Source organism: Brevibacterium aurantiacum, assembly GCF_007558825.1.
GTDB classification, from domain to species: Bacteria; Actinomycetota; Actinomycetes; order Actinomycetales; family Brevibacteriaceae; genus Brevibacterium; species Brevibacterium aurantiacum_A.
Window position 1 is genome coordinate 46,116 of the sequence record NZ_VLTK01000002.1, and the last position, 25,545, is coordinate 71,660.

At 62.6% G+C, this 25,545-nt stretch carries 24 protein-coding genes and 1 tRNA gene; 13 read left to right on the forward strand and 12 right to left on the reverse strand.

Going from position 1 to position 25,545, the window contains the following annotated elements:
- Positions 1–52 precede the first annotated feature (52 nt).
- Positions 53–1,426 (forward strand): NAD(P)/FAD-dependent oxidoreductase, encoded by a 1,374-nt coding sequence (locus tag FO013_RS02690; protein WP_143921051.1) that lies wholly within the window; start codon positions 53–55, stop codon positions 1,424–1,426.
- 171 nt (positions 1,427–1,597) lie between these two features.
- On the opposite strand, the gene FO013_RS02695 is transcribed toward FO013_RS02690, so the two are convergent.
- On the reverse strand, positions 1,598–2,203 hold the full coding sequence (locus FO013_RS02695) for an NAD(P)-dependent oxidoreductase (protein ID WP_143921052.1): 606 nt from the start codon (positions 2,201–2,203) through the stop codon (positions 1,598–1,600).
- A 79-nt stretch (positions 2,204–2,282) separates the two neighbouring features.
- Here FO013_RS02695 and FO013_RS02700 point away from each other — a divergent pair, with 79 nt between their 5' ends.
- Both FO013_RS02700 and FO013_RS02705 read left to right on the forward strand, forming a co-directional pair.
- Entirely contained in the window at positions 2,283–2,672 is a 390-nt protein-coding gene (locus FO013_RS02700; RefSeq protein ID WP_143921053.1) for a winged helix-turn-helix transcriptional regulator, read from the forward strand.
- A 110-nt stretch (positions 2,673–2,782) separates the two neighbouring features.
- On the forward strand, positions 2,783–3,667 hold the full coding sequence (locus FO013_RS02705) for a glutamate ABC transporter substrate-binding protein (RefSeq protein ID WP_143921054.1): 885 nt from the start codon (positions 2,783–2,785) through the stop codon (positions 3,665–3,667).
- A gap of 15 nt (positions 3,668–3,682) precedes the next feature.
- Here the strand turns inward: FO013_RS02705 and FO013_RS02710 are convergent, their stop codons facing one another.
- From FO013_RS02710 to FO013_RS02720, 3 genes are all read right to left on the reverse strand, one after another.
- Positions 3,683–4,144 (reverse strand): hypothetical protein, encoded by a 462-nt coding sequence (locus FO013_RS02710; RefSeq protein WP_143921055.1) that lies wholly within the window; start codon positions 4,142–4,144, stop codon positions 3,683–3,685.
- A gap of 58 nt (positions 4,145–4,202) precedes the next feature.
- Positions 4,203–4,772, reverse strand: a complete 570-nt coding sequence (locus tag FO013_RS02715; protein ID WP_143921056.1) for a dienelactone hydrolase family protein — start codon at positions 4,770–4,772, stop codon at positions 4,203–4,205.
- A gap of 107 nt (positions 4,773–4,879) precedes the next feature.
- Positions 4,880–4,953, reverse strand: a tRNA-Leu gene (locus FO013_RS02720).
- A gap of 72 nt (positions 4,954–5,025) precedes the next feature.
- Between FO013_RS02720 and FO013_RS02725 the strand changes: the two genes are divergently transcribed.
- Together FO013_RS02725 and ppk2 are read left to right on the forward strand one after the other, a co-directional pair.
- Complete coding sequence (locus FO013_RS02725; protein WP_222103564.1) at positions 5,026–6,354, forward strand: MFS transporter; 1,329 nt, start codon at positions 5,026–5,028, stop codon at positions 6,352–6,354.
- Between the two features lie 104 nt (positions 6,355–6,458).
- Entirely contained in the window at positions 6,459–7,361 is a 903-nt protein-coding gene (ppk2, locus tag FO013_RS02730; protein ID WP_143921058.1) for a polyphosphate kinase 2, read from the forward strand.
- A 97-nt stretch (positions 7,362–7,458) separates the two neighbouring features.
- On the opposite strand, the gene FO013_RS02735 is transcribed toward ppk2, so the two are convergent.
- From FO013_RS02735 to FO013_RS02760, 6 genes are all read right to left on the reverse strand, one after another.
- Entirely contained in the window at positions 7,459–7,740 is a 282-nt protein-coding gene (locus tag FO013_RS02735; RefSeq protein WP_143921059.1) for a hypothetical protein, read from the reverse strand.
- A gap of 300 nt (positions 7,741–8,040) precedes the next feature.
- Complete coding sequence (locus tag FO013_RS02740) at positions 8,041–9,090, reverse strand: TIGR01906 family membrane protein (protein WP_143921060.1); 1,050 nt, start codon at positions 9,088–9,090, stop codon at positions 8,041–8,043.
- 238 nt (positions 9,091–9,328) lie between these two features.
- A complete protein-coding gene (locus tag FO013_RS02745) occupies positions 9,329–10,255 on the reverse strand; it encodes an AEC family transporter (RefSeq protein ID WP_143921061.1) in 927 nt (308 codons plus the stop codon).
- An 85-nt stretch (positions 10,256–10,340) separates the two neighbouring features.
- On the reverse strand, positions 10,341–10,658 hold the full coding sequence (locus FO013_RS02750) for a hypothetical protein (RefSeq protein WP_143921062.1): 318 nt from the start codon (positions 10,656–10,658) through the stop codon (positions 10,341–10,343).
- Positions 10,659–10,717: 59 nt separating this feature from the next.
- Positions 10,718–11,068 carry a DUF202 domain-containing protein gene (locus FO013_RS02755; protein WP_143921063.1) on the reverse strand — a complete coding sequence of 117 codons (351 nt, stop codon included), beginning with the start codon at positions 11,066–11,068 and terminating at the stop codon, positions 10,718–10,720.
- Entirely contained in the window at positions 11,065–11,478 is a 414-nt protein-coding gene (locus FO013_RS02760; RefSeq protein ID WP_143921064.1) for a YidH family protein, read from the reverse strand. Before FO013_RS02760 ends, FO013_RS02755 begins: the two co-directional genes overlap by 4 nt.
- A 132-nt stretch (positions 11,479–11,610) precedes the next feature.
- Here FO013_RS02760 and FO013_RS02765 point away from each other — a divergent pair, with 132 nt between their 5' ends.
- From FO013_RS02765 to hrpA, 3 genes are all read left to right on the forward strand, one after another.
- Positions 11,611–12,951: an Nramp family divalent metal transporter gene (locus FO013_RS02765; RefSeq protein ID WP_222103565.1), complete on the forward strand. Its 1,341-nt coding sequence runs from the start codon at positions 11,611–11,613 to the stop codon at positions 12,949–12,951.
- A gap of 66 nt (positions 12,952–13,017) precedes the next feature.
- On the forward strand, positions 13,018–13,605 hold the full coding sequence (locus tag FO013_RS02770) for a DinB family protein (RefSeq protein WP_143921065.1): 588 nt from the start codon (positions 13,018–13,020) through the stop codon (positions 13,603–13,605).
- Positions 13,606–13,711: 106 nt separating this feature from the next.
- Positions 13,712–17,995 carry an ATP-dependent RNA helicase HrpA gene (gene hrpA / locus FO013_RS02775; RefSeq protein ID WP_260847944.1) on the forward strand — a complete coding sequence of 1,428 codons (4,284 nt, stop codon included), beginning with the start codon at positions 13,712–13,714 and terminating at the stop codon, positions 17,993–17,995.
- 150 nt (positions 17,996–18,145) lie between these two features.
- Here hrpA and FO013_RS02780 read toward each other — a convergent pair whose 3' ends face one another.
- Positions 18,146–18,520, reverse strand: coding sequence for a hypothetical protein (locus FO013_RS02780; RefSeq protein ID WP_143921066.1), 375 nt, complete (start codon positions 18,518–18,520; stop codon positions 18,146–18,148).
- A 197-nt stretch (positions 18,521–18,717) separates the two neighbouring features.
- On the opposite strand from FO013_RS02780, the gene FO013_RS02785 reads away from it, so the two are divergent.
- Positions 18,718–20,310 (forward strand): peptide chain release factor 3, encoded by a 1,593-nt coding sequence (locus tag FO013_RS02785; protein WP_143921067.1) that lies wholly within the window; start codon positions 18,718–18,720, stop codon positions 20,308–20,310.
- A 186-nt stretch (positions 20,311–20,496) separates the two neighbouring features.
- Positions 20,497–21,582, forward strand: coding sequence for an inositol-3-phosphate synthase (locus FO013_RS02790; RefSeq protein ID WP_143921068.1), 1,086 nt, complete (start codon positions 20,497–20,499; stop codon positions 21,580–21,582).
- A gap of 86 nt (positions 21,583–21,668) precedes the next feature.
- Here FO013_RS02790 and FO013_RS02795 read toward each other — a convergent pair whose 3' ends face one another.
- Positions 21,669–22,205 (reverse strand): hypothetical protein, encoded by a 537-nt coding sequence (locus FO013_RS02795; protein ID WP_260847945.1) that lies wholly within the window; start codon positions 22,203–22,205, stop codon positions 21,669–21,671.
- 269 nt (positions 22,206–22,474) lie between these two features.
- Between FO013_RS02795 and FO013_RS02800 the strand changes: the two genes are divergently transcribed.
- The 3 genes from FO013_RS02800 to FO013_RS02810 all read left to right on the forward strand — a co-directional run bounded on the left by FO013_RS02800 (position 22,475) and on the right by FO013_RS02810 (position 25,499).
- A complete protein-coding gene (locus tag FO013_RS02800; protein ID WP_143921069.1) occupies positions 22,475–24,058 on the forward strand; it encodes an AbgT family transporter in 1,584 nt (527 codons plus the stop codon).
- Positions 24,059–24,293: 235 nt separating this feature from the next.
- The gene (locus tag FO013_RS02805) at positions 24,294–25,088 is read left to right on the forward strand and encodes a Bax inhibitor-1/YccA family protein (RefSeq protein WP_143921430.1); all 795 of its coding nucleotides are present in this window, start codon (positions 24,294–24,296) and stop codon (positions 25,086–25,088) included.
- 63 nt (positions 25,089–25,151) lie between these two features.
- On the forward strand, positions 25,152–25,499 hold the full coding sequence (locus FO013_RS02810; protein WP_143921070.1) for a hypothetical protein: 348 nt from the start codon (positions 25,152–25,154) through the stop codon (positions 25,497–25,499).
- The last annotated feature ends 46 nt before the right edge of the window (positions 25,500–25,545 follow it).

A 25,545-nucleotide genomic window follows, 5' to 3' on the forward strand; every position in this document is an offset into this window, starting at 1 on the left:
GAGCGTCGAGATGCAATTAGTGAAAGTTTTCACAAGGGCCTAAGATGGAAATATGGCACTCATCAGAAACTCAAAATTGCGTCCTCGAATCCTCGTCGTTGGTGGCGGCTACCTTGGTCTCGTTACCGCTCAGAATCTGTTGAAGAACCTCGGTCGTGGCGAAGCCACAGTGACCGTGGTCGATCCCAATCCCTACATGACCTACCTGCCGTTCCTCCCTGAGGTGGCAGCTGGGTCCATCGAACCACGTCACGCCGTCGTGCCGTTGCGCCGTAATCTCTCCGGTGCTGAGGTCATCACCGCGAAGGTCACCTCGATCAACCACGGCGACAAGTTCGTCACCGTCGAGCCCGAGAATGACGAAGCGTTCGAGCTCGACTACGACCACATCATCATGGCCGCCGGTTCGGTGGCGCGCGCTCTGCCGATCCCCGGCCTCAAGGAGAACGCCATCGCGCTCAAGCGCATTGAGGAAGCCGTCGCACTGCGCGATCACCTCCTCAGCCGCTTGTCCGATGCCTCGCTGATGGAAGATGATGACGAGCGTCGCAAGGCGCTGACCTTCGTCTTCGTCGGCGGCGGATTCGCCGGCATCGAACTCCTCACCGAGCTCGAAGACGTCGTCCGCTCCGCAGTGGCTCAGTACGAGACGCTGACCGAAGCCGACGTCCGCTTCGTCCTCGTGGAGGCACTTGACCGCGTCATGCCCGAGGTCGGCGAAGCTCAGGCTCGCTGGGTCGTGGAGCACATGCGCGAACGCGGCATCGACGTGTACCTCGAGACTTTCCTCCAGGACTGCACCGACAAGCACATCAAGCTCTCCAGCGGCGAAGAGTTCGACGCAGACACCATCGTGTGGTCGGCTGGTGTCAAGGCCAACCCGATCCTCGTCGACTCGGACCTGCCTCTCGATGAACGCGGTCGCGTGACCGTGCGCGCCGATCTGCGCGTCGAGGGCGACAACGGCGTGGTCGAAGGCGCATGGGCCGCCGGTGACAACGCTGCCGTGCCTGATCTCTCCGGTGGCGGTGTGGGTGGCTACTGCGTGCCCAACGCTCAGCACGCCGTGCGACAGGCGCCAGTGCTGGCTGCCAACGTTCTCGCCGCACTTCGCGGAGAGACCGAGTTCAAGCAGTACTTCCACAAGACCATCGGCACTGTTGCAGGCCTTGGCCTGTACAAGGGTGTTTCGCAGATGGGCGACTTCGAAGCCCGCGGCGTCCTCGCTTGGCTGATGCACCGCGCCTACCACGGCTACGCGATCCCGACAGTGGACCGCAAGGTCAAGGTCTTCGGCAACTGGATCCTCAACGCCATCGTCGGCCGCGACGCCATGCCGCTGGCTGATCTCGATGTCCCTCGTAAGAACTTCGTCGAGGCCGCCAACTCAAAGCCGGCTCCTAAGAAGGAAACCGCTAAGGTCTGATGCCTGAGTGCAGGATTCGCGTCCGGTCATCACCGTGATGTGAACCCTGATGAGGTCTGAAGAACGCCGGGAGTGCAATTGCACTCCCGGCGTTCTTCTCATTCACGAGGGGTGGAATCAGAGCGCCCGAGGCTCGAAGCCCGAGAGGGTGTGCGGCTGGCTCCGAGTACCTCAGTTCGCGACGGTGAAGCGAGAGTCGATGTGCTTTGCACCGACGATCTCGTCAACCATGGCCACCGCAAAGTCCTCTGCTGAGATCGAATCACCAGCGGGCGTCTCGAGTTCGGTCTTGTAGGTTCCGCTACGTTCACCGGGGCCGATCTCAGGGGCGGGGGAGATCAGAGTCCAGGGGGAGTAGCTGCCTGAACGCATCAGCTCGAGCGCCCTCGTGCCGGTCTCTGATTCAGCCTTATAAGCTTCAGGGAATCCCACGGTGTCTTTGAGCATGGTGTCGCCGACGAAGAGTGATCCGGCACCGCCGACGACGAAGACGCGCTTGTCTCCGCTTGACTTAGCCAGTGTCTCGAGAGCTTTCAACCACTCTTCGTGCGGTCCGCCGGTGCGGCTGGGGCCAGTTGTCGAGACGATGACGTCATGATCGGCGACGACCTGTCGGTCGAACTCTGCGTCTGCCATGTCGCCCTGGAGGTTCGCTGCGGCTCCGGAGACCTCAGTGCCGGTTCGAGTGATGGCCGTGACCTCGAGGCCGCGCTCGGCGGCTTCCTTGGAGACGCGGGATCCGATCATTCCGGAAGCTCCGAATAGTGCGATCTTCATGGTGTGTCCTTTCGTTGAAGCGGCTGTTGCCATAAAGATACCCTTTGGATATTGAGTACCTCAAAGATACTATTGGGGTATGAGTATGAGCAGTTCCTGGGAAGGCGATGCCTTCGATCCCGAATGTCCGACCCGAGTCGTCCTCGACCGCGTCGGTGACAAATGGACGGTCCTCATCATCGGCGTCCTCGATGAGGGCCCGAAGCGCTTCAGTGAAATTCGGGTGGCAATTGGTGGGATCACACCGAAGGTACTCACGTCGACCCTGCGGTCGCTGGTGACAGATGGGCTGGTGACCAGAGAAGTCTTCGGCGAGGTTCCTCCCCGAGTGGAATACGCGCTGACCGAACTGGGTCGGTCCCTTCAAGGCCCCGTCGCCGCCCTGCGTCGGTGGGCGGAGCTCAATGTGGCAGCCATTTCGGCTAGCCGAGACCGGCAGGCGGACGCGGGCACGCTGCGCAGTTCCTGAAGCAATTCGATCGTGCTCCGATCAGTCACGCGCTCCGTCGTTTCACCGGTAGGATCGGAACACTTCTGCTCAATGGTGAGGAGCAGCTGACAGTTCACAAAGGAGTGTGCATGCGCAAGGTCAACTGGGTCATCGGGTTAGCTGCGCTCGGGCTGGTCCTGAGTGGTTGTGGTCAAGGCGGTACCCCGGCCGATCCCGACGGCGGTGAGGGCGGGCCAGTGTACGAAGTGAAAGACGACGCCGACATTGCGGCCTCGCCGACGTGGAAGAGCGCACACGATCAGGGATCCATCACAATCGGGGTCTATCACGATCAGCCGGGCATCGGGAACCTCACAGCAGGAGCCGAGGCTCCAGAAGGCTTCGATGTCGAGATCGCAACTCTCGTGGCAGGTCAGCTCGGTTTCGCGCTTGAGGACATCGAATGGGTCGAAACTGTGACCGCCAATCGGGACACGTTTCTTCAGCAGGGCAACGTCGATCTCATCGTGGCCGGCTACACCATCAATGATGAGCGCAAGAAGATCGTCGACTTCGCCGGCCCCTATTACACGACAGGGCAAGATCTCATGGTCCGCTCCGATTCAGACATCGCTGGCCCCGACGACCTCAGCGACAAGACTGTGTGCGCCACCGTCGGGGGAGTACCTGGACAGAGGATGGCCGAAGAGCATCCTGAAGCAGAGCTCGTCACCTATGACACGGTGTCAAAATGTGTGACCGACCTGCAATCGGGTTCCGTCGATGCGGTGACGACCGATGACGCAATCCTGCGTGGATATGCCGCGCAGAGCGGGGACGAGCTGACTGTCGTCGGTCAGCCCTTCTCCGAGGACCACTATGGAATCGGCCTGCCCAAGGGAGACGTTGAACTCCGCAATGCCGTCAATGATGCCATTGAAGAAGCAGTCGAGAACGGGGACTGGACGCAGGCGTTCGAGCACACATTGGGGGATTCGGACGGCGTCGAGGCGCCGACCGTCGATCGATACTAGTCACGCCGGCAGAACTCAGTCACCGGTGATCTCCGCGAGCACTTCGGCGAGTTCGCGAAGCTCACCCGCGACGCGGTACGTGCGAGGAGAGCCGGAGTACGTCCAATTGCTCGTGATCATCGACGCGCTCGCACCGCTGGTCGTGACGGAGTACTCCTCACGGCTGAGCTGCGCCGTTCGGTCGGCGATCAGCCGCTGGCGCAGTGCGGAGGAGAGGCCTTCCCAGTGGTCGGCTGCCTCGTATCCGAGCTCGTGCCAACCGGCGCCGGTTGCACGGTAGGCGAGCGGGCGGTTCGACCCCATGATCAGAGTGCTCCCTGTCTGGGATGTCTCAGGTGCTGAACCTTGGCCGGCCTCGCCGGAGGTGACCGAATTCGCGAAGAGCACGGCAGGTCCCGGGGTAGCAGCGACGAGGGAATCTCTTTCATCGCCGACGGACAGAGGGGGATTCTGCGGAGTGAGCAGCACATTCGTCATGTCACCATCTTGCCCGGGCGAACGGCCGGATGCGAACCTTCAGGCTCGCGCAGGACGTTCAGACGGCGGCGAGGAACCCACGGACCCGTTCGAGCAACAGCTCAGTCGCGCCAGCGTCGAAGGAGTCCAAGGAGGAATCGGCGAAGAGATGCTGATCGCCGGGGTAGACGAAGAGCTCTGCCGAGGGTGCGGAGTCGGCTAGGTCGCGGGCAGCGGGCAGGTCCTCTTCGAAGAACTCATCGTCTTCCTTGCCATGGATCTGCACCGGCACGCTCTCAGGCCATGCGGGCCCGAATTCGGAGACCGGCAGGCAGGCGTCGATGAGAAGCGCGCCGCGGGCATCGTCTTGGGTTTGGGCGAGCCTCTGGGCGATGGCTACTCCGAAGGAGAAACCCGCGTAGACGAGCCCGGAACTCGACGATGGTGTGGCTGCGACACCACGCTGTCGGATCGTGTCGAATCCGGCCTCGCCGGCATAGGCGAAACCCTCCTCGATGGATCCGAACGTACGGCCCTCGAACATGTCGGGCACGTACACCGTATGTCCCGAACCTCTCAGCTCCTCGGCGAATGCTGCGACCCCGTCGGTGAGTCCCTGTACGTGATGGTAGAGCACGATCTCGGCCATGGCGATGAATCTCCTTTGACTGCCCTCTGCGATGATCCGATTGTACGCAGGAGAGAAGCGCGTGGCGGGCTGAGAATGACGGGTAGAGCACGGCGGGGCGAAAAAGGTCCCCCCAGTGGGACTCGAACCCACACTTGATCGATTTTAAGTCGACTGCCTCTGCCGATTGGGCTATAGGGGGATATGCCAGCGCCGCTATCGCGGCGTCCAGCACTCACTTTATAGGGTATCGGGGACTGCCGCGATCCGAGACATGGCAGCGCGGCATCCGCCGCGATCTGAGACACAACGACGCATAGCATGTGAGACGGCTAGTCTCAAACTCATGACAGAGAACCCGCCCAGCAGACAGGCCTGGGTGATCCTCGTCATCGGAGTGCTGTCACAGATGGCAGCTACTGTCGCGATCACCGGTCCGGCCTTCCTGATTCCGTATATGCACACGGACCTCGGCTACACGCTGACTCAAGCCGGCACCGTGGCCGCGGCACCGAGCTTCGGCCTCATCCTCACCCTCATCGCCTGGGGTGCCTTCGCCGACAGATTCGGCGAACGACTGGCCATGACGCTGGGCATCGCCCTGACTGCTCTGGCCTCGGGCCTGGCCGTGGCTGTGGTCGGCTCACCGGTGTGGATGGTCGTCATCATCGCAGCCTCCGGAGCGGCCGCCGCGTCCGTGAACTCGGCCAGCGGGCGAGTGGTCATGGGCTGGTTTCCCCGCCACCGGCGTGGATTGGCCATGGGCATCAGACAGATGTCGCAGCCGCTGGGCACCAGCGTGGCCGCCCTGAGTGTCCCACCCATCGCCTCATCCAGCGGGTTCACCGGGTACCTGTGGTTCATCGTCATCGTCACCGGTGTCATGGCCGTGATCTGCTTCGGGCTCGTCCGGGATCCTCCCCGCGCAGCGGTGGCACCCACCCCCGTACCCACGTCCACCGATGATGCCCGGCCAGGGCCCGCCTCGGCGCTGGGAGAGGTGGAAACGCCCACCTCGACGAGCAATCCCTACCGGATGGATTCGTTCCTGTGGCGGATCCACGCCGTCTCCGCGCTGCTGGTGATTCCGCAGTTCGCGTTCTCCACCTATGGCCTCATCTGGCTCATCGCGAACCAGCACATCAGCGTCGGCATCGCCGGCGGCATCGTCGCGGCCTCTCAGATCGTGGGAGCAATCGGACGCATGATAGTCGGTGGCCTCTCCGATCGGCTCGGTTCCAGGGTCGGCCTGATGCGGATCGTAGCCATTGCGGCCTTCGTTCTCGTGGCAGCGATCGCGTTGATCTCACTCACGCCGATGCCCGCTGTGGCGACAGTGGTGTTCATTTTGGCGTCTACGGTCTCGGTGGCCGACAACGGGCTGGCCTTCGCCTCGGTCGCCGAGGCTGCCGGACCGCAATGGTCGGGCAAGGCCATGGGCACGCAGAACACTGGACAGTTCGTCGTGTCCGCGATCTTGGGTCCGGGATTCGGAGCGCTGATCACTGTGTTCGGCTATCCGCTGTCATTTGCCATCGTCGCGGCGGCGCCTCTCCTCAGCCTTGGGATCATTCCAAAACAGGACATCGATCGGATAACCTGATGTTCATCTTTGCTCAGTACTGTGCCTGAAGACTGGTGACGACCGCGAGATGACGAGGCCAAGCCGCTGACGAAGACTGTTGCTGTCGATGTGAAGGAGCGCCCGTGAATAACCTGCTCAATGAGAATCTGCGCGAATACATCGACAAGCTTCGAATCGAGGGCTATCAGGTCGAGGACTCACACACCGCGGACCCGCATCTCATCGATCCGATGGGGCGTGCGGTCGAGACATGGCGTGAGGGCTACCCGTACCCGGAACTCATGGACCGGGAGGAATACGAGCTCGAGAAGTACCAGCTGCAGGTGGAGCTGCTGAAATTCCAGTACTGGGGGCAAGACACCGACCGTAAGCACGTCATCGTCTTCGAAGGCCGTGACGCTGCCGGCAAGGGTGGGACGATCAAGCGCTTCACCGAGCATCTCAATCCGCGTGCGGCACGCGTCGTGGCCTTGAACAAGCCCTCGGACAAGGAAGCAGGGCAGTGGTATTTCCAGCGCTACATCAGCCACCTGCCCACCAACGGTGAGATCGTCATGTTCGACCGGTCCTGGTACAACCGGGCCAACGTCGAGCGGGTCATGAACTTCTGCACGGACTACGAGTACGAGACGTTCATGGAACAGGCACCGGTGTTCGAGAAGATGCTCATCGACTCCGACATCCATGTCACCAAGTTCTGGTTCTCCGTGACCCAGCGGGAACAGCGGACCCGTTTCGCGATTCGCCAGATCGACCCGGTGAGACAGTGGAAACTGTCTCCCATGGACCTTGAGTCCTTAGATCGCTGGGACGACTACACCGCGGCGAAGGAAGAGATGTTCCGTCGCACAGACAGCGATCATGCTCCGTGGATCACCATCAAGAGCAATGACAAGAAGCGGGCACGACTCAACGCGCTGCGCTACTTCCTCAACCAGTTCGACTACGAGGACAAGGACACCTCGATCGTCTACGAACCCGACCCGATCATCGTCCGCCGCGGACGCGACGCCGTCGACGACTGAGCATCCATCGACGACTGAGCATCCATCGACGACTGAGCAACCATCGACGATTGAGCAATCGTCGACGGTGTGAAGCCGCCGACGGTGTGCCCACATATCAGTCCGGGGGCTCGGAAGCGGGGAACTCGTCGGCCTTGGTATCGCCGCTCGTCACGTCTGTTCTCCTGGCCTTGGATTCATCTGTGGCGGTATGCGATCCGTCGGGGTTCTGCTTGAGACTGACGCCCTGTTCGGAGGCGACCTCCTCCAGGCGCTCCTCCGACTCATCTTCGGTGTATCCGACGTGGGCGCTGTCGGCTATGTCGGATGTTCCGGCGGCTGGTTCGAAGGCCTCGTCGAGTGTTTCGGCCGCCTTGCGGAGTTTGTTCTCTTTGCTCATTGCTCTGCTCCTCTCATCGATCAAAGCAACAGCTGTCGCACCAGTGAGGTGCGACGATGTGGAAACGACTGAATCGACTTCCGTCTTCGACGCTAGTGCCCATCATCGGTGACGGCAAGGAATCGACTTCTTCCTGACCGGATTGGCAGGGGACGCTGACGGCATTGCCAAAGTAAGTCGACCGGTACGAAGCTGGCGGATGAACGTGCTGCGGCCGGGTGGAAGGGGAAAGACCACCCGGCCGGAATTGTGGAGCGGACAGAGTCCGCAGTTTTCACTTGGGCGCGATGCCCATGGTGCTCAGGCTTCTCGCCGGGCCTTCTTCAGCGCACGGCGCTTCTTGTGGCCGGCAAAGCTGAGCCAGAAGAGGACGATGGCCAGGAGGACGAAGAGTCCGCCTCCGGCAATTCCCGCGTCGACCCAGAACTGGGGCGGGAAGAGTCGGATGAGGGAATCGTCGCTGTAGAACTCCCAGGTCCCGTCGGAGAAGAAGACTTTGTGGAATCCGCGGAAGAAGGTATCCCACCCGAGGAATGCCAGCACTGCCGCGGCGGCCATGGCGATGATGCTGATGATGGCGCCCAAACGCAGCCCGACGTGGATTCCCATGCCATGTCTGCGTGACATGTAGAGGCCGAAGAGGACCGCGCCGATGAGACCGATCATCGCAATCAGGTACAGCAGTGAGATGAGGTCCTTGACGTCGGCCATGTGATTGAGCTCTTCGGAGATGAAGATGGGCTCGCCATTGGGCATGATCACATCGGCGAGGTAACGCCGTGAGTCGAGGTTCGCCAGGTAGTCGATGACGTAGGTGGCGTAGTGTTCGCGGTCGGCGCTGCCGAAGCCGAACTGGTCGGCCGGGAATCCTGGGCGGAAGTACTCGAACTTGATGAACAGTCCGGAGGCGACGAAGCGCACGGCCAAGGCCAGGAGGATGAACGGTATGGCCAGTGTGATCCAGATGGTGCCGATGACATCGAGGACGCTGCGGCGGCGTTCGGGCACCTCAGGGTCATGAGTCTCGGTGGACGTCGCGGCGTGAGTCACGGCGGCCCAGTCAGCTTCGCTCATCACAGCAGTGCGAGCGTTGGCAGGCACTTCGCGGGTCCGGGCGGTCTCTGGGGGATGCGACGAGTGAGCGGGCGCAACGTGCACCGGCCCAGTTGAGGGCTTGGGCTCGTCCTTGGCGATCGGCTCTCGGATCGGATCGAACGCCTCGGTGTCGGTCGAAGGATCGTTCGCGGCCTCCAGCGGAGGTTCCGTCTGCTTTTCGGCAGCACTACTGGATCCTGAACTCATCCGCCTGCTCAGGAGGTCTTCGGTCTCGTTCTTCTTGTCTCCAGCCACGTTCCCATTGTCAGTGACCCGGATGGGCAAGCAGGCTCCGACACGCCACAGACCCCCAGATCACTGAGGCGAACGGGATCGCCGAGGTGGCCCGTCGTCCCGAATTCTTCCCCGCGGCCGCCCGGTCGGGTAGTCCAGTGGGCCGGTCGCTCAACTCAGCAGGGCCTGGCGGTCCACCCGTTGGGGCTGGTCAGGCAACTCAATGGGGCTGGTCAGGCAACTCAATGGGGCTGGGCAGTCAGCCCAGCAGGGCAGCGATGATGACGAGTGTCGGCACTGCCAGAACGGTGGTGATGAAGACCGCATCACGCATGAGCGCCTCGGACTGTCGGTACTGCATGGAGTAGATGTAGACGTTCTGCGCCGTGGGCAGTGCCGAAGTGACGACGATGGCGAACAGAGCGATGCCGGAGTATCCCAGCAGGGGACCGCCGATGACCCAGGCCAGAGCAGGCTGGATGACCTGTTTGGCGATCGTGATGTACGTCAGCTGCTTCCTGGTTCCGCGAGCAGGCAGTCCCCAACCGTCCTTGAGTGAGATGCCGAAGGCCAGCAGTGCTCCGGGGACCGCAGTGGCGCCGATCATGTCGATGGGCTCGAAGATGAAGCGCGGAAGTTCGAAACCCGTCGCCGAGGCGGCCACACCGGCGGCTGCACCCAGGACAATGGGGTTGCGGAGGATCTGGAGCACGCCGGAGTACCAGCGCTGATCGTGCTTCTTCTTCCCCGCGGCGTCGAGAACGGCCATGCCGATGGGGGCGAGGATGAGCAGCTGGAACAGCAGCACAGGCGCGACATATCCGACATCATGGAGGACGTAGGCCGCAATCGGGATGCCGAGATTGCCGATGTTGACGTAGCTGACAGCCCAGGCGGAGAACATCGCCTCGCCGGTGCTGCGTTTGCGGATGTATCGGGTGAGCACGAACAGCAGCACGCCCACGATCACGGCGGACCCGCCCGTGGCCAGGAGCGCTGTGTTGAAGATCAGCCCGAGATCGGTGTCGGCAACGGTGACGTAGAGCAGGGTGGGAGTACCGGCATAGAAGACCAGCTTCGCGATGACCTGCTGACCGTTGGGCCCGAGGACTTCGGATCGTCCCAGCACGAATCCGACCAGGATGACACCTGCGATGACGGCGAAGCCTTCGAAAACAGCCAGCATGGGCTACCGGTGGTCCTCGCTTTCCGGGTCAGTCGGCTTCGGCCGAGGCAGACGGTGATGGTGGGGTCAGGCGGCGGTGGCGGGGTCAGTCGGTGGTAGCAGAGTCGACGGCTGCATAGGCAGCTGTCGCAGTCACGGCGGCGACGCTGAACACAGCGGGCCAGGCACCGATCTTCTTCGCCAAGGGATGAGAGGCTCCGAACCCGCCGAGGTAGCCCAAGGTCAGCGCCGTGCCGACGGGCCAGCCCGCCTTGGTGAACCAGGTGCGGGCCGCGTAGGCGCCGGCGGCTGCGAGCACGACTCCGCCGAGGGGGCGGATCCCGGTCTCGCGGGCGGTCAGGAATCCGCCGACGAGACCTGCGGCGACAAGTGGGGCGGTCGAAACTTCACGTGCGTCCTTCATGACGTCCAGTTTAGGCAACGCCGGGCGGGAACCGGACGGCGGTCTCACAACGAGGAACGTCAACCAAGGGAGATCTTGATGACCGAGGCGATTCCGAGAACGGCGATGAGGCAGACCGAGCTCGTGAGGAAGAGGATCGCCCAGGGGGTCGGACGCCCCCGTTCGGCGCGAATGGACCCCGCTCCGAGGCGGTAACGCCTGACCTGCAGGGCGATCGCAGCGATCGCCAATGCGATGCAGACGACGAAGATCACGACAGACAGTCCTTCGAACACGTTGATCCAGCGGATGAACAGGAGGCTGACAACGGTCATCGTCAGGCTGGTGCGCAGCCAGGACTGGGTCGTCCGCTCGGGTTGCAGGCCCGGATCGGCATGTGGCTGGGGCCGTCTGGGGCGCGGAGTGGTCATAGGACTCCGGCGAAGACCAGTACGAGGAGGCCGGCACCCAATGCGGTGGCCAGGCTGACGATGGGAATGATGAGAGGCAGCGGCAGCGACGTCTTGTGGCGCATGGCCGATTCGATGCGGTGCCATCTGAATGCCGCACCGGCGGCGAGGATGAATCCGATGACCATGAGCACGATCGATAGGGTCGCACGCAGGCCAGAGGTGAAGATCTCCGAGGTGAAGGCCTCGACCGCAATGCCGCCGCCGATGAATGCCAGCGCCGTGCGGATCCATGACAGGAATGTGCGTTCGTTGGCGAGGGTGAAACGCGGATCGGGATCTTCGCCGTCGGGAAATATCTGACGGGCGATCCTGCTGCGTGAGTCGTCGTGGGTCACGTATCGAGGATAACTGCTGTGGTCGAATACCATGTCAAGGTACGACGATTTCCGCTGAAGTTCGCCTCCAGACGCGAAGTCGCCGGTAGTGCGATGTGGGCGCGACGGTGAGTTCGATGTCAGTGGTGCGGGCGGTGCAGCCGAAGATGAAGGTGAAGACGCTACATGACTGACAGTGAAAACGGGCCGCAGCCATCCGGTCCCGGCGATCCGACAGCCCCCGGTCCGGCAGACCCAGGTGCAGGCACGGGTGTGCCCGAGGCCCAGGGGCCAGCCAAATGGAAGGTGATCGGCCCCGGCCTGGTCGTGGCCGCGACCGGTGTCGGCGCCGCCGACATGGTGGCGACTCTTGTAGCCGGCAGCCAGTTCGGCTACGGACTGATGTGGGCGGTGATCGTCGGTGTGATCCTCAAGATCGTCCTCGTCGAGGGCGCTGGTCGATTCACTCTGGCCACGGGGAAGACGATCTTCGAAGGTTGGACGTCTCTGGGACGGTGGACGACCTGGTACTTCGGGCCCTACATCATCATCTGGGGATTCGTCTACGGTGCCACCGCGATGAGTTCTGCCGCGCTCCCTCTGGCCGCACTGTTTCCAGGAGTCAACCTCACAGTCTGGGCGATCCTCATGGGCCTGGCCGGTTTCGCCATGGTCTGGTTCGGGCGGTACTCCGTCTTCGAGAAGATCACCGCGGCCCTCGTCGGAATCATGTTCGTCACCGTTGTGGGCCTGGCCATCATCGCCGTTCCCAACATTCCGGAAATGCTCACCGGACTCATCCCGCTGATTCCGGAAGGCGGCGTCATCTACACCTTGGCTCTGGCCGGCGGTGTCGGCGGCACCATCACCCTGGCTGCCTACGGATACTGGCTGCGTGAGAAGGGCTGGCACACACCCAAATGGATGCGTGTGATGCGCATCGACAACTCCATGGCCTACGTGCTGACAGGAATCTTCGTCATCGCTATGCTCATCGTCGGAGCCGAGGTCGTGCGCGCAGCCGGAGTCTCCATCTCTGCCGATGACAAGGGTCTGATCGAACTCGCAGAAGTCCTCAAAGCCAAATACGGCGATGTGGTCGGAACCGGCTTCCTCGTCGGCTTCTGGGCCGCATCCTTCTCCTCGATCATCGGAGTGTGGAACGGTGTGTCGCTCATGTTCGCCGACTTCTGGGGACACATGCGCAAGAGGCCCAGCGGTCACCCCGACACGCTGACCGGCGGAAAGTACTTCAAGTTCTACGTGTTGTGGCTGACCTTCCCACCCATGCTGCTCTTCCTGCTGGGCAAGCCGATCGGTCTGATCCTGGCCTACGGTGTGCTCGGATCGCTGTTCATGCCGTTCCTGGCAATCACACTGCTCGGTCTTCTCAATGGTAAGAAGATCCCGAAGAAGTGGGCCAACAAGCTGCACACCAATATCGCTCTGGCCATCACAGCGCTGCTCTTCATCATCCTCGGCGTTCAGCAGCTCTATTCGAGCCTGGCTCCGCTCTGGGGCGGATGAGATGTCGCCTGCCGCACCGGCGGGAAGACTCTGTTCTTCTTCTCGCCGGTACGGCAGACTGGAGACATGGCCCGCGACGATGCGATGAAGACGATCCTGAAGAACCACCTGCAGACATGCCGCAACGATCTGATGTGGAAGTTGGACGGTCTCGACGAACGTGACCGGCGGCTGCCGCGCACGGGCACGGGCCTCAATCTCGCCGGTGTCGTCAAACATATGGCCAACGTGGAGATCGGGTACTTCGGCGACACCTTCGGCAGGCCCTGGCCGAACCCCGCCGAGACCGTCTCCTATGAGCAGTTCGAAGCCGATCCGCAGGCCGACTGGTACGCGACGGAGAGCGAAACGGCGGAATCCGTCATCGACTTCTACAGACGTGTGTGGACCTTCGCCGACGAAACCATCGACACGCACTCTCTCGATGCGCAGGGCACGGTTCCACATTGGCCGACGGAGAAGGCTGCAGTGTCTCTGCAGCAGATCATGGTTCACGTCATCGTGGACCTTGCGCGGCATGTCGGACAGGTCGACATCGTTCGCGAAAGCATCGACGAGCAGGTCGGACTCAACCCGCGCAGTCTGAACATGCCGGAGGGCCATGACTGGGAGGCCTACCTCGCCAAGCTGCGGTCGTTGGCCGATAACGCCTGAGCACCCTCGAACACCGCTGCCGGGCGAGTCCGCGCACGTGGGACTGGATGCGTGCACCCACGGGAGGTGCCTACCTCGGCGGGTCAGGCGATAAGCTGGGACTGAAATGGCACATGAGAACTCAGCATCCTCGACCCCGCGCACTGAAACGTCGACCCCGAGCAAGGACGCGCAAACGCCGCGCCAAGACTCTCAGCCCTCACCCAAGGGCTCCCAGTCGGGCAAGCGCTCGCCTCGGCGGAAGAATCAGCGGCGCAAGAACACCGGTGCCGGTCACCGGGAGCGCCGGGCACGGCTGACCGCTGCCCGCCGGTCACAGTCCGTCGATGTCACCTACCCGTCCAACCTGCCGGTCTCCGCGGCGAAGGACGAGATCGCCGCGGCCATCCGTGACAACCAGGTCGTCATCGTCGCGGGTGAGACGGGATCGGGCAAGACCACCCAGCTGCCCAAGATCTGCCTCGAGTTGGGGCTGGGAGTCAACGGACTGATCGGGCACACACAGCCTCGGCGAATCGCCGCCAGGACCGTGGCCGATCGCATCGCCGACGAGCTCGGTGAGGACCTCGGCGGGACTATCGGCTACCAAGTTCGCTTCACCGCGCAGGTCGCGGATTCGACCCGAGTCAAGGTCATGACCGACGGCATCCTGCTCTCAGAGCTCTCTCGGGACAAACTGCTGCGCGACTACGAAGTCATCATCATCGACGAGGCTCACGAACGCAGCCTCAACATCGATTTCCTCCTCGGCTACCTCAAAGAAGTGATGGGGAAACGGCCTGAGCTCAAGGTCATCATCACCTCGGCGACGATTGATCCGCAGTCCTTCGCCGCGCACTTCGACGACGCACCGATCATCGAGGTCGCTGGCCGAACCTATCCGGTCGAAGTGCGCTACCGTCCGCTCGTCGACGACGAGGAAGATGACGAGGTCGATGGACCGGGGGAGTCAGGAAGCTACGAAACTGGGCCGGAGGAACAGACCGAAGGCATCATCGCAGCCTTCGACGAACTCAGCGCCGAAGATCCCGGCGACATCCTCGTCTTCCTCTCCGGCGAACGCGAGATCCGCGATACCGCGGATGCTCTCGAGGCCCACCTGCGCAAACGGCCACGCCTGAGCAATTGGGAGGTCGTGCCGCTCTTCGCCAGACTCTCCGCAGGTGAACAGCAGAAGGTCTTCAAACCCCACTCCAGGCCACGCCTCGTGCTGGCCACGAACGTCGCCGAAACGTCACTGACCGTGCCCGGCATCAAATACGTCATCGACGTCGGCACCGCCCGCATCTCCCGGTACTCCAACCGCACCCGCGTCCAACGTCTGCCGATCGAACGCATCTCCCAGGCGAGCGCGAACCAGCGCAAGGGCCGCTCGGGCCGTACCAGCGACGGCATCTGCATTCGCCTGTATTCGGAAGCTGACTTCGACTCGCGACCCGAGTTCACCGACCCGGAGATCCTGCGCACCAACCTGGCCAGCGTCATCCTGCAGATGACCGACCTCGGGTTCGCGTCGAGTGACAAGGAGATCCTCGAATTCCCGTTCCTCACTCCGCCGGAGGCCAAGGCCGTCCGTGACGGACGCACCATGCTCTCCGAACTGGGTGCCCTGACCAGCGATAAGGCCGGAACGATCACGGTCACCCCCACCGGTCGGCAGCTGTCACTGCTCCCGATCGACCCGAGGCTGGCACGCATGGTCATTGCCGGCGCCGAGGCGGGATATGGGGGAGAGGTCACCATCATCGTGGCCGCGCTGTCCATTCAGGACCCCCGCGAACGTCCCACCGAGGTGCGAGCCGCCGCCGACGAGAAGCACGCCCGCTTCACCCACCCGGGCAGTGACTTCCTCTCATACCTCAACTTGTGGAACTACCTGGACGACCAGCAATCGACGCTGACGAGTTCGAAGTTCCGTCGCCAGTGCAAGGCCGAATTCCTCAACTTCGTGCGCATCCGCGAATGGCAGGACCTCGTCGGCCAGCTGCGCTCTCTGCTCGGATCCGCCGGCATCCGCGTCAACAAATCTGTGTGGCGCCCGGTCGACGCGTCTGCTGCCGAGAATTCGCCGTCGTCCGGCTCGACTTCTGGGCCCAATGGCCCCGCCGAGGCGAGGCCCGGGTCCACCTCGAACACTGCCGCAGCGGCGACAGGGGCGAAAAGCGCCAACGGCAAGGTCGGATTCGCCGAACTCAGTGCGCAGAAGCGCAGCGCCAAGAAGAACGGAGGACACGACGACGCGAATGACTCCGGGCAGAGTGCTGCCAGCGCGCGGCTCGACCCGCATGCCGCGGCCATTCACCGTGCCCTGCTGACCGGGCTGCTGTCGATGATCGGCTCCAGGTCCGAGCGCAACAAGGACTATCAGGGGGCCCGAGGCACCCGCTTCGCGATCTTCCCCGGTTCTGGTCTGTTCAAGAAGAAGCCCGACTTCGTCATGGCCGCCGAGCTGGTCGAAACCTCCAGGCTGTGGGCACGCACCGTCTCAGCGATCGAACCCGATTGGGTCGTCGAAGCGGCCGGTGACCTGGTGACCAGACAGTATTCGGACCCGCACTGGTCGAAGAAGGCCGGCGGCTCGATGGTCTATGAGAAGATCTCGCTCTACGGCGTCACCCTCGTCTCCGACCGCCGCGTCGGATACGGCACCTTCGACCGGGAGGCTGCGCGTGACATGTTCATCCGCAAGGGCCTCATCGAAGGTGACTGGCACGAACGCTTCGGATTCCTCGACCACAATGCGACGATCATCGATGAGGCAGAGGCGCTGGCCTCACGCACACGCAACCGCAGGGTCCTGGATCAGGACGACGCCCTCTTCGAGTTCTACGATGAGCGGATACCGGCCACGACCACCTCGGCGGCGGACTTCCGCTCCTGGTGGAAGAAGCAGAAGCGTCGCGACTCGCATCTGCTGGATCTGACCACGTCGATCCTGCTCAGCGACGACAGTGAGGAACTGACCGCCTCGGTGGCCGACGACTTCCCGATGGAATGGGAACTGGTCGACGGTTCGATGGCGAAGCTGCGATACTCCTTCGAACCAGGCAGCACCGAGGACGGGGTGACCGTCGAGCTGCCTGCAGCCTCAGTGCCCCTCGTGGATTCCGACGAATTCACTTGGCAGGTCCCGGGACTGCGGGAGGAACTCGTCGCGGCCTACATTCGGTCGCTGCCGAAGAACAAGCGCCGCTACTTCGTGCCCGCACCGGACGTCGCCCGCGACATCCTGCCTGTCCTCACCCCCTATCGCGGGGCTCTGCCCGAGGTGCTCGCGGCTCAGCTGAGCGAACGCGCAGGCGGGGGAGGTCTGAACGACCTGGTGCCCATCACCGTTACCGCCGAGGACTTCGACCACGACCGCATTCCACCGCACCTGAGGATCCGATTCCGCGTCATCGACGGGACGACCACAGTCGGTATCGGCGAGGATCTGAATACACTGACGGCGACGGCGAAGCCCCAGGTGCGCAAGGCTCGGGCGAAGCAGGTTTCGTTCAACGCCAGAACCGGGCTGACCTCATGGTCGTTCGCCACACTGACCGACCCAGACGAGGCAGAAGTCGGTGCAGTACCGGGCCTGGCCGACCGTGGCAGCAGCGTCGACCTCATCGCCTTCGACACAGCTGCCCAGTCGCGCCTGGCCTCGCGTGAGGGATTGATCACCTTGCTGAGCCTGCGCACGACCGAGTCACTGAAATACCTGCGAGACGGACTGACGACCGATGAGAAACTCGTCCTCGCCGGCCACCAGAAGTCCTCGGACGAAATGCTCCACGCACTCATCAGAGCCGGCATCCGCACTGTCGTCGAGACTGATTTGGGACCAGCAGAGACCGCCTGGGTGGCAGATGCCGATGAGTTCAGACGTCTCGAAACCACCATGCAGGCCACGCTGACCGACATTTGCTCGAACATGCTGCCTCACCTGATGAAGGCGCTGCGGTCCACGAGCGAACTCGACCGGCATGTGTCGAAGGCCTCGTCCCTGGCGATCCTGTCCAACCTCGCCGATGTGCAGGCATGGCGCGGATCGCGAGTCACGGGTGCGTCGGTTGCCGCGATGTCCGGGCAGATGGTTCGCGACCTGCCGAGGTGGGTGCAGGCGGAGGTGGTCCGCATCGACGGAATGCAGAACTCGCCGATGCGTGACAAGCAGCTCATGGACCGTGTCAGCGGCAGCGCCGACTCTGTGATGAAGAAGGTCGGCAACAGGTTCCCCGAACTGGCCAAGTCAGACTGGTCGAAGATTGTGGTCTCGGTGCCCAGTGAGTGGCGGGACGTGATCATCATGCTCGAGGAGCTCCGCGTCAGCCTCTACGCGAACTCGCTGGGAACGGCCCACCCGGTGTCGGAGAAGAGGATCGCAAAGGCCCTCGCACAGTTGTGACGCGCACGCTACCTGCACGCACCCTGTGCCGTCAGTCGCTGAACGTACCTTTGCAACGAGATGTTCTGGTGCTGCGGGTGTGGGGTGAGTTGTGTAATAGAGGTGCCGAGTTCCGAGCACTGATGAGCGCCGGACGACGCGGCTGCGAAGCTAGGCGGGAGCGGAGGTGAAGTAGCCGGCGAACAGCCACCAGATGGGGAGGATGGCGGCGGCCAGGAACGCCGCGACAGACCACCAGATGCGCCACTTCCACGTTCGCCGGCGGGTGCCGATGAACAGGAACACGAGGTAGAAGACGAGGCAGAATGCACCGGAGAGACTGAGCATCACCATGCTGAAGGCCTCCAGGCCGGAGGTTCCGAGGTCGAAGAGGTAGCTGGTGACCTGACCGATCTCGAGTGAGAACTTGATCGCCAACACGAGGAAGGGGATGCCGAGGATCGCTGCGAGAATCAGCGGTAGGGCCTTGAGCAGGCGTTCCTTCGGTTCAGAGCGTCCGGCGTATTCAACAAATTCCTCATTCATCGCCACCCAGCCTAAACGCAGAATCCGACAGGACGCTGGACGCCCCTGCTGGACCGCTCACGCAGGCCGAACACAGCCGCAGACGCGCGCCGAACACAGCCGCAGACGCGCGCCCAACTCAGCCGCAGACGAGCACCGACCACAACTGTGACTGACCGGACACCCGGTCAGTCACAGAAGAGAGATAAGATATTTTGGTGACTTCTGGCCAGTATTCTGACAAGGACATTCGAACCCAGGCGGCTCGCCGCCGGACGTTCGCTGTCATTTCGCACCCCGACGCGGGTAAATCGACGACCACCGAGGCGCTCGCTCTGCACGCGCGAGCCATCGGCAAGGCAGGCGCCACCCACGGCAAGGCCGGTCGCCGCGCAACTGTCTCCGACTGGATGAAGATGGAGCAGGACCGCGGCATCTCGATCTCCTCGGCCGCGTTGCAGTTCGAGTACCGGGATGCGGTCTTCAACCTCGTTGACACCCCGGGCCACGCGGACTTCTCCGAGGACACCTACCGTGTGCTCTCAGCCGTCGACTGCGCCGTGATGCTCATCGATGCGGCCAAGGGCCTCGAGGCGCAGACCATGAAGCTCTTCGAAGTCTGTGCCCACCGCAACATTCCGATCATCACCGTGGTCAACAAATGGGACCGTGCCGGTCTCGACGCTCTGGAGCTCATGGACGAGGTCCAGGAGCGCACCGGCCTCCTGCCCACCCCGCTGACCTGGCCTGTCGGACAGTCCGGTGACTTCAGAGGAGTCCTTGACCGTCTCACCGGTGACTACACGAAGTACGACCGCACCAACGCCGGTGCCGCCATCGCCGGGGAAGAGACCTACGCCGCGGACAAAGCCATCGAGCTCGAAGGTGATGCCTGGCAGACCGCGGTCGACGAATCCGATCTCCTCGACATGGAAGATCAGAACCACGATCAGGAGACGTTCCTGGCCGGTAAATCGACACCGGTGATGTTCGCCTCGGCAGTGCTCAACTTCGGCATCCACAAACTCCTCGACATGCTCGTCGACCTGGCACCTGCTGCAGAGGCCCGGCTGGACAAGGACGATGACCCCCGTGACGTGGCCGATCCGTTCTCCGGATTCGTCTTCAAAGTCCAGGCTGGAATGGACTCCAACCACCGTGACCGGCTGGCCTATATCCGTGTCTGCTCCGGCGTCTTCGAACGCGGTTCCGTGCTCACCCACGCCGCGACCGGCAAACCCTTCGCCACGAAGTATGCGCAGCAGGTCTTCGGCCGCGATCGTGACGTCGTCGACGAAGCATTCCCAGGAGACGTCGTCGGTCTGGTCAACGCCAGTGCTCTGCGAGTCGGCGATTCGCTCTACTTGGACAAGAAGGTCGAATTCCCCGGGATTCCGACGTTCTCTCCCGAACACTTCATGGTCATCCGGGCCAAGGACTCCTCGAAGTACAAGCAGTTCCGCCGCGGCATCGAACAGCTCGACCACGAAGGCGTCATCCAGGTGCTGCGCTCTGACCTGCGCGGCGACCAGGCCCCAGTCCTCGGAGCCGTCGGGCCGATGCAGTTCGAGGTCGCCGAGGACCGGATGAACAACGAATTCCATGCACCCTGTGCGCTGGAGCGCCTCAACTTCTCGTTGGCCAGGCGCACCACACCGGAATGCGTGCCGACTCTGGCAAGGGAACGATCAGTTGAAGTTCTGCACCGGTCTGACGGTGAGCTGCTGGCCCTGTTCTCGGATCGGTGGCGGCTCCAGGGTGTGCAGAAGAATCACCCGGACCTGGTTTTGGAACCGCTCGTCGTCAGCTGAGCGCACATACCGCGATCGGCGGAGGCCAACCGCCAAGCCGATCACACGTCTCGCCGTTTCGACGAAGACGTCTCGCCGTTTTGACGAGGACATTAAGATGAATAGTCGGGGTCATTCCAAGGTGGCCCCAGTCGGGGAGACCCGACGCTCGGGGAGACCCGGAATGACAAAGGAGATATCACAGACGTGGGAACGAAATCGATTCGAGTCGCGATTGCCGGATTGGGCAACTGCGCCTCTTCCCTGATCCAAGGTGTTGAGTATTACCGGGAGACAGCCCCGGGCAGTAAAGTACCGGGCCTCATGCACGTTGAATTCGGGGACTATCACGTCGGTGACATCGAATTCGTCGCCGCATTCGATGTCGACGGCAAAAAGGTCGGCGCGGATATTGCTGAGGCGATCACGGCCAGCGAGAACAACACGATCAAGATCGCAGAGGTGCCATCTACCGGCGTCGAGGTTCAGCGCGGACCGACCCTGGACGGACTCGGCGAGTACTACCGCGAGACCATCGACGAATCCGAGGTCGAACCGGTTGACGTCGCGCAGGCGCTGCGCGACGCGAAGGCCGATGTTCTCGTCTGCTACCTGCCAGTGGGTTCGCAGGAGGCCGTCGAGTACTACGCACAGGCAGCAATCGATGCGAAGGTCGCCTTCGTCAACGCCCTGCCCGTCTTCATCGCCGGCACCAAGGAATGGGACGAGAAGTTCCGTGCCGCCGGTGTGCCGATCGTCGGCGACGACATCAAGAGCCAGATCGGTGCGACCATCACCCACCGTGTGATGGCCAAATTGTTCGAAGACCGCGGCGTCGTCCTTGATCGGACATACCAGCTCAACGTCGGCGGCAACATGGACTTCAAGAACATGCTCGAACGCAAGCGCCTCGAATCGAAGAAGATCTCGAAGACCCAGGCCGTGACCTCGAACACGACGGCCGAGCTCGCTCCCCGCAACGTCCACATCGGACCCAGCGACTACATCGAGTGGCTCGATGACCGCAAGTGGGCCTTCGTCCGCCTCGAGGGACGCAACTTCGGTGATGCTCCGGTGTCGCTTGAGTACAAGCTCGAGGTCTGGGACTCACCGAACTCGGCCGGAGTCATCATCGACGCCGTCCGTGCGGCGAAGATCGGCCTCGACCGCGGTGTCGGCGGAGCCCTCATCTCGGCATCCTCGTACTTCATGAAGTCGCCCCCGGAGCAGAAGGGCGACGACGCAGCACACGATGCCGTCGAAGCCTTCATCCAAGGAAACCTCGACCGTTGAGCTGAACTCCGCAGCAACCTGAGAATGCCGATCGCACCAACGTGTGGTCGGCATTCTCTCTGCCCGGCGGAGCGTCGGTGGTTGCGTCAACCGTGCTCCACTGCGGCGGATTCTGTACGGCTGCGTCTCAGCAGTCGGTCGAGGATCCAGGTGAGGAGCCCGACCCCAGCCCCGACGGCAGTGCCCGTGATCAGGCTCGAGGCAGCGGCGAATGTCCGAACTATCAGGTTCGATACCAACGGATCGAGATCCGAGAGATTCCCGCCGAGGCTGGGCGGCGCCCCGTCGAATTGCGCAGTCCAGAAGATCTGATGACCCACAGCCAGGAAGACTCCGTAGAAGACTCCGACCGCGAGCAGCGTGAGGAAAGCGTTCGGCACCGACGCCCACAGTACGACTCCGATCCAGACGAGGATCGGCACGAAGACGAAGGCAGCGTTTATCAGGGTGCCGGCTGCGATGATGTCGAGGTCGTGGAGGACGACGCGCGGTACGGCGAGCAGGGCGAGGGCGATGATCGCCCACAGCGGCAGCCCGAGGCGCCGAAGCGGTCGTGGAGGACGTGGCGAACGCTGGGGTGGAAAGGCAGATGGGTGCCCGTCGAAGGCAGCATGTGAACTCATGGTTCGAGCCTAGGGTTCGACGCCGAGCTGCACAGTCCGCGTCCGGCGACACATGGGTACGTCGACGGGCGACATGCACTCACCACCTCGGCGGATGCCCGCAGGCGATCCAGGATATGAGATCGGCTCGCCGCAATCGGCATTGTCTATGACACTGAGAACTTGCACACAGTGGTCCCTGCCACACTCAGGTCGTGACCGGCCGCCGAGGTGAGCGGCTTCGTCCGGCTCATCTGCACACCCCATTGACGAACCACCGAGGAGCATCGATGTCGCGCAACACCGCTGTCACCGACACGAAACCGAAGCAGCCAGCCGAACTCAGTTGGCTGATGCGCCTGCTGGTCATCATCGAGAAGGCCGGAAACAAGCTTCCGCACCCCTTCTGGCTGTTCCTGTCACTGGCCGTCGTGGTCATGATCCTCTCGGCAATCTTCTCCGCCTCCGGCCTGCAGGCCGTCAATCCGGCCACCGACAAGACGGTGACGGTGACCAACCTCTTCAGCACGGAATCCCTGCGTGAGATCGTTGCCGGAGCCACGAACAACTTCGTCACGTTCCCACCATTGGGCCTGGTCCTCATCGTGCTCATCGGCGTGGCCGTGGCCGAGCAGTCCGGGCTCATCCCGGCAATGCTGCGCGGAACCATCGCCGGTGCCTCACCGAAGTGGATCACGTTCATCGTGGCACTCGCCGGTACCGCCTCGTCGATCGCCTCCGACGCCTCCTACATGATCATGATTCCCCTCGGCGGGCTTGCGTTCAAAGCTGTGGGACGCAATCCGCTGCTCGGCTGCCTCGTCGCCTACGCCGCCACCTCGGGCGGATATTCGGCAGCACCCATGGTCAACTCCTTGGATACGATCCTCGGCGGGCTCTCCACATCGGCGGCTCAGATCATCGACCCGGAATATGTGGTCAGCCCCGTCGCGAACTTCTACTTCAACTTCGTCTCGATGTTCGTCGTCGCAGCCGCGGTCACCCTGGTCACTGAACTCCTGCTGACCAAGCGCGCCGACCAGATCGAACTCGACGAACCGGATGAGAACGACCCCGACAACTTCGACGTCAAATTGGCACTGGACTCCAACGAGAAGCGCGGAGTGGTCTTCGCTGTGCTCAGCATCGTCGCCTGCGCCGCCATCCTGTTCTTCCTCGCACTGCCCGAAGGCTCCTTCCTGCGCGATGAAGCCGGCGGCTTCGGCCCCGAATCGGGCCTGATGGCGGGTATCGCTGCCATCATCGGCTTCGGCTTCTTCATCATCGGCATCGTCTACGGCTACGCCACCGGATCGATCAAGAAGACCTCCGACATCCCCGACATGATGGGCAAGGGGCTTCTTCCTTTCGTGCCCGTCATCGTCCTGTTCTTCGCCGCCAGCCAGTTCCTCGCGCTGTTCAAGATGTCCAGCCTCGGCGAGATCCTCGCGATCCGCGGAGCCGAGTTCTTCGGTTCACTCGACACCGGAACGTTCGTCATCCTCCTCGGCGGATGGCTGTTGGTTGCCCTCGGCGCACTGTTCCTGACCTCCGGATCGGGACTGTGGACGCTCATGGCACCGGTCCTCGTTCCGATGTTCATGCTCCTGTCCATCGCCCCGGAGACCACGCAGGCCCTCTACCGCATCGGTGACTCGACGACGAACATCATCTCCCCGATGAGCCCGTACTTCGTCGTGGTCCTCGGCTTCATCCAGCGGTATAAGAGGGATGCCGGAATCGGCACCGTGCTGTCGTTCACCATTCCGCTCTCATTCGCGATGTTCGTTCTCTGGGGACTGCTCTTCTTCATCTGGTGGGCCACCGGAATTCCATGGGGCCCCGGAGCCGCCACGAGCTACCACATGGGCTGAGGGCTCTGGTTCGGCTCGCGAGGTGGGGCGGTTACAACGCCTGCCGTGGAAGTGGGAATAACCTGGCCGCCGACGAGCGTTACGATCGTGCAACGCTCGTTGGCTCGGGCACTGGTTCTTCAGTGACTGTCCAGCTCAGGTGATTAGACTGAGACCATGATTCAACTCTCGTGCGGCATATCGTCTGCGCGAGCAACCTGCTCAGATCGAAAGGATCTCGACCGTGAGTAACCCCATGATGAACCGGGCTCTCAACCAGGGAGTCCAAGCCGGACGCAACGAACCGGTCATGTCCGACCAGGATCTCAACAACCTGTTCGACCAGCCTGCCGCGCAGAACCGCAACGCCGGCCCGCAGACCGCCGAACGCGCAATGACCTACGACGACGTCATGATGAAGACCGGTGTTCTCTTCGCCATTCTTCTCGCCGGTGCCGTCGTCGGCTGGTTCGTTCCGCCCCTCGCCCTTCCCGCGATGCTCATCGCCCTGGTCCTCGGCCTGGTCAACGCCTTCAAGAAGGAACCGAGCAAGGCCCTGATCATCGGCTATGCGGTCTTCGAGGGGGTCTTCCTCGGTGGCATCTCCGCGATCTTCGAAGCCCAGTTCTCCGGAATCGTCGTCCAGGCCGTTCTGGCCACGCTCTGCGTCTTCGGCGTCATGCTCGCCCTGTTCAAGTTCAAGGGCGTGCGCTACGGCTCGAAGATGAAGAAGTTCATGATGATCGCCATCGGCGGTTATGCGATCTTCTCGCTCATCAACTTCGGCATCGCGATGTTCACCGGCACTGGTGGTGCGCGCAGCATCGAAATCAACATCATGGGATTTGAAATGCCGCTCGGTGTCATCATCGGCATCGTCGCCACCGTGCTCGCAGCCATGACACTCATCATGGACTTCCAGATGATCGAGCAGGGTGTGAAGCAGCAGATCCCGGAGAAGTACTCCTGGATGTGCGCATTCTCCCTCATGGTCACCCTCGTGTGGCTCTACATCGAAATCCTGCGCCTCATCTCCTACTTCAGGAACTAGACACCTCGGATCCCGGGACCACCCCAACTGCACGGTTCCGGAAGCAGTGTCTATGATTGAGCCATGAACAACGTGACGGCGGACCTCGACACAGAGGTCCGCCGTCTGCGTATCCGCATCATCGGACTCAACCCGCGTCAGCTCGCCGAGGCGGGTCCGAATTCCCGTGTCACTACAGCGGGCGCGCACTCCCGCAGGGACACGATCGCCGAGGCGCTCGCACAGTTCTCGTCGATCGGCTCCGATGGCAGGGCGGTCCCGGATCTGGGCGATCAGAGCCTGGCCGATCAGGTCGTCGTGCTCATCGAAGAGGGTGCGGCCTCGGCCGAGGATCTCCCAGAGGCGCAACAGCAAGAGCGGTTGGCTCAGCTTCTTGACGCGGCAGTGCGACTGCGTCGGCGCCTCGCCTAGGATCGATCGGACCTCGATGTCGAGCGCCGTCGATTTTGGGCCGTGA

What these genes read in the sequence shown, in the direction of transcription:
- FO013_RS02750 (WP_143921062.1), bottom strand. Translation starts at nt 10,658, where the DNA reads ATGAAGGACGCACGTGAAGTTTCGACCGCCCCACTTGTCGCCGCAGGT.
- FO013_RS02810 (WP_143921070.1), top strand. Translation starts at nt 25,152, where the DNA reads ATGAACAACGTGACGGCGGACCTCGACACAGAGGTCCGCCGTCTGCGT.
- FO013_RS02780 (WP_143921066.1), bottom strand. Translation starts at nt 18,520, where the DNA reads ATGAATGAGGAATTTGTTGAATACGCCGGACGCTCTGAACCGAAGGAA.
- FO013_RS02735 (WP_143921059.1), bottom strand. Translation starts at nt 7,740, where the DNA reads ATGAGCAAAGAGAACAAACTCCGCAAGGCGGCCGAAACACTCGACGAG.
- FO013_RS02745 (WP_143921061.1), bottom strand. Translation starts at nt 10,255, where the DNA reads ATGCTGGCTGTTTTCGAAGGCTTCGCCGTCATCGCAGGTGTCATCCTG.
- FO013_RS02760 (WP_143921064.1), bottom strand. Translation starts at nt 11,478, where the DNA reads ATGGTATTCGACCACAGCAGTTATCCTCGATACGTGACCCACGACGAC.
- FO013_RS02725 (WP_222103564.1), top strand. Translation starts at nt 5,026, where the DNA reads ATGGCAGCGCGGCATCCGCCGCGATCTGAGACACAACGACGCATAGCA.
- FO013_RS02705 (WP_143921054.1), top strand. Translation starts at nt 2,783, where the DNA reads ATGCGCAAGGTCAACTGGGTCATCGGGTTAGCTGCGCTCGGGCTGGTC.
- FO013_RS02805 (WP_143921430.1), top strand. Translation starts at nt 24,294, where the DNA reads ATGATGAACCGGGCTCTCAACCAGGGAGTCCAAGCCGGACGCAACGAA.
- hrpA (WP_260847944.1), top strand. Translation starts at nt 13,712, where the DNA reads ATGGCACATGAGAACTCAGCATCCTCGACCCCGCGCACTGAAACGTCG.
- FO013_RS02800 (WP_143921069.1), top strand. Translation starts at nt 22,475, where the DNA reads ATGTCGCGCAACACCGCTGTCACCGACACGAAACCGAAGCAGCCAGCC.
- FO013_RS02710 (WP_143921055.1), bottom strand. Translation starts at nt 4,144, where the DNA reads ATGACGAATGTGCTGCTCACTCCGCAGAATCCCCCTCTGTCCGTCGGC.
- FO013_RS02695 (WP_143921052.1), bottom strand. Translation starts at nt 2,203, where the DNA reads ATGAAGATCGCACTATTCGGAGCTTCCGGAATGATCGGATCCCGCGTC.
- FO013_RS02755 (WP_143921063.1), bottom strand. Translation starts at nt 11,068, where the DNA reads ATGACCACTCCGCGCCCCAGACGGCCCCAGCCACATGCCGATCCGGGC.
- FO013_RS02770 (WP_143921065.1), top strand. Translation starts at nt 13,018, where the DNA reads ATGGCCCGCGACGATGCGATGAAGACGATCCTGAAGAACCACCTGCAG.
- FO013_RS02795 (WP_260847945.1), bottom strand. Translation starts at nt 22,205, where the DNA reads ATGAGTTCACATGCTGCCTTCGACGGGCACCCATCTGCCTTTCCACCC.
- FO013_RS02700 (WP_143921053.1), top strand. Translation starts at nt 2,283, where the DNA reads ATGAGTATGAGCAGTTCCTGGGAAGGCGATGCCTTCGATCCCGAATGT.
- FO013_RS02765 (WP_222103565.1), top strand. Translation starts at nt 11,611, where the DNA reads ATGACTGACAGTGAAAACGGGCCGCAGCCATCCGGTCCCGGCGATCCG.
- FO013_RS02690 (WP_143921051.1), top strand. Translation starts at nt 53, where the DNA reads ATGGCACTCATCAGAAACTCAAAATTGCGTCCTCGAATCCTCGTCGTT.
- FO013_RS02715 (WP_143921056.1), bottom strand. Translation starts at nt 4,772, where the DNA reads ATGGCCGAGATCGTGCTCTACCATCACGTACAGGGACTCACCGACGGG.